Source organism: Bartonella sp. AD328YNZD, assembly GCF_042196425.1.
The window spans coordinates 1-2,582 of sequence record NZ_JBHIQG010000328.1 but is presented as its reverse complement, the minus strand read 5'-3'; the positions used below and the strand labels follow the sequence as shown (position 1 = coordinate 2,582).

The 2,582-nt window shown below is 46.8% G+C and carries 3 protein-coding genes; all 3 read left to right on the top strand.

Translation table 11 applies throughout. The annotated features are described in order from the left end of the window. The first annotated feature begins 57 nt into the window (after positions 1-57). Positions 58-393 (top strand): hypothetical protein, encoded by a 336-nt coding sequence (locus tag ACFIO3_RS11335; protein WP_375607482.1) that lies wholly within the window; start codon positions 58-60, stop codon positions 391-393. Next, complete coding sequence (locus tag ACFIO3_RS11330) at positions 374-1,702, top strand: PBSX family phage terminase large subunit (RefSeq protein WP_375607483.1); 1,329 nt, start codon at positions 374-376, stop codon at positions 1,700-1,702. Before ACFIO3_RS11335 ends, ACFIO3_RS11330 begins: the two co-directional genes overlap by 20 nt. Beyond that, on the top strand, positions 1,687-2,582 hold an 896-nt coding region (locus ACFIO3_RS11325; protein ID WP_375704482.1), incomplete at its 3' end, for a portal protein. The genes ACFIO3_RS11330 and ACFIO3_RS11325, both read left to right, overlap by 16 nt.

Genomic DNA, 2,582 nt, shown 5'->3' with positions numbered 1-2,582 from the left:
GTACAGTTCAAAATCCCCGCAAATGCGGGGTTTTTTATTATCTGGAGGGTGTATTTTATGACATCACAAAATACAGAACAGGCTCCACAACCGATTAAAAAGCGTATACCACCAAAGGCAGGTCAAGGGCGTGTCAAAGGCGTTCCAAATAAAGTGACGCGCATTTTAAAAGAAGCAGTGGTTAAGGCTGCTGAGAATGCTGGGAATAAAATTGGCAAGGATGGTTTGATCTCTTATTTGGAAAAGCAGGCTATGGAATGCCCCGCTGCTTATTTAGCGTTGCTTGGGAAGGTGTTGCCTTTGCAAGTGACGGGTGAAGATGGGGGCGCGATTAAGATCATAGGGCGTGTAGAAATTGCTCCTTTAACAATGAATGACGACAAGACAGATTAAGATTGTACCAAAACTCATTCCTATTTTTACAGGAGACGCTTTGGTACGAGCGGCGTGGGGTGGACGAGGGTCTGGAAAGACAAGATCATTTGCCTTGATGGCTGCTTTAAAAGGCTATCAATTTGGTATGCAGGGGATATCGGGGACCATTCTTTGTGCACGTCAGTTTCAGAATTCGCTAGCAGAGAGTTCATTGGAGGAGATTAAGCGCGCCATTGAAGCGCACGACTTTTTAAAGGACTATTACAAGGTTGGGGAGTCGTCGATTAAATCGATAGATGGTCGTATAGCCTTTCAGTTTTCTGGACTAGACCGTAATATTGCGAGCATTAAATCGATGGGGCGTATTTTGCTTTGTTGGGTTGATGAGGCAGAGCCCGTGACAGAGACGGCTTGGCAGACGCTTATACCGACTTTGCGTGAAGAGGGAGAGGGGTGGAGAGCAGAGTTATGGGTCACATGGAACCCGTTGCGAGAGAATGCCCCCGTTGAGAAGCGGTTTCGCTTTTCAGACAATGAAGCCATTAAGCGTGTAGAGATCAATTGGTCAGACAATCCGAAGTTTCCTAAGATCTTGAATGAAGCGCGGCTTGATGATCTGAGAAACCGCCCCGAGACCTATAAGCATATATGGGAGGGGGCTTATCTTACAGCAGTTCAAGGCGCTTATTATCAGAGGGAAATGTTGGCAGCCGAGCAAGAGGGGCGGATAGGGCGTGTTGCGCGTGATCCTTTAATGCAGATACGCGCCTTTTGGGATATTGGGGGGACAGGCGCCAAGGCAGATGCCACGGCGATATGGATAGTGCAATTTGTTGGCAGAGAGATCAGAGTGCTTAATTATTACGAAGCACAAGGACAACCGCTATCAGAGCATGTAGGCTGGTTGCGTCAAAACGGTTATGAGAAGGCGTTGATGGTGTTACCCCATGATGGTGCGACCAGAGACCGTGTGCACAATGTGAGTTTTGAGAGTGCTTTGAATGATGCGGGCTTTGAAACACAGGTTGTTCCCAATCAGGGAGCAGGGGCGGTTAAGATGCGTATAGAGGCGGTGCGACGTATTTTGCCGTCTGTTTGGTTTAATGAAGAGACAACCGTAGCGGGTCGTAAAGCACTGAATTGGTATCATGAGAAATGGGATGAGAAGCGTAATATTGGTTTAGGCGCCGAGCATGATTGGTCCAGTCATGGTGCAGATGCCTTTGGATTGATGTGTGTGGGGTATGAACAGCCGATGCAGAAACAGAAGAGACCAGCTTATAGCGGTAGAGAAACTTATGAGAGCACGTCATGGATGGCAGAATGATGGATGATGAAGAGCATTTAGAAAAAGAACATAACGCATCAGATTTGTCGACAGAAGGCTTATTTCGCAAGCTTGTGAATTGGTACAAAGAAGATGTTGAGCATGTGAACAAATGGCGTGAACATGCAAGGGAGGATTTTCAATTTTACAATGGTGATCAGTGGAATGAGGCTGATTTAGCGGCGTTAAAAGAGCAACGCCGCCCCGTTATGACGTTTAATCGCATTGCACCATTGGTTAATGCCGTTGTGGGTTCAGAGCGTAACAATAAACGAGAGGTGCAATTCATTCCCCGTCAAATAGGCAAGGCATTGCCAAGTGAATTGCTTACAGGAGCAGCGGAATGGTTTCGCGACATGGCACATGCTGAATATGCAGATAGTGATGCTTTCCAAGACGCTGTCATCTGCGGCATGGGGTGGACCGATACGCGGCTTGATTATGAGAACAGTATAGATGGTGAACCGGTTATTACGCGTTTAGATCCTTTAAAAATGGTTTGGGATAGTGCAGCGGTGCAACCAAATTTAACCGATGCACAACGCATGTGGTATGTAGACCGCAAGCCCTTGGAAGTAGCCAAGCAGATGTTTCCCAAAGCCCATTGGACAGAGCTGAGTGCTGATTGGGCGCGTGATGGGGTTGCCTATGAAGGCATTCATCATAATGATCTTGAAGCTTACGATGATGAGAAGGGCATTGATGTTGAAAACGGTCGTCGGATGGTCACACTCGTTGAATGCCGTTGGTTTGAAAGCGAACGATATTATAAGGCACCTGATTTAGAAACGGGTGAATTGCGTGATTATAGTGAAGAGGAATTTAAGCAGTTACAGTGCATGATGCCCGATATCCAAGGGGCAGCTTTCAATAAAAAGGT